Below are 350 nucleotides of genomic sequence, written 5' to 3' on the forward strand. Positions count from 1 at the left end.
AGCTGAAGAATCCACCGATGAAACCAAGTCCGGAGCTGATGACGCTCCCATTGTACGCTTCGTCAACAAGCTGTTGCTGGATGCCATTAAAGGTGGCGCCTCCGATTTGCACTTTGAACCTTATGAGAAATCCTATCGGGTACGCTTTCGTCAAGACGGCATCCTGCAAACGGTCTCCACCCCCCCCATCAACATTGCCAGCAAGCTTTCTGCTCGTCTGAAGGTCATGTCGCGAATGGATATCTCCGAACGCCGAGTGCCGCAGGACGGCCGCATGAAGCTGAAGATATCCAAAACCCGCTCCATTGATTTCCGGGTAAACACTTGCCCCACCCTGTTCGGGGAGAAGA

At 53.4% G+C, this 350-nt stretch carries 1 protein-coding gene; it reads left to right on the top strand.

Annotated elements, in window-relative coordinates:
* Positions 1–350: ATPase, T2SS/T4P/T4SS family (locus A3730_RS11120; RefSeq protein ID WP_197477438.1), on the top strand; the 350-nt coding region annotated here is incomplete at both ends.

This window comes from Alcanivorax sp. HI0044, from assembly GCF_001634945.1.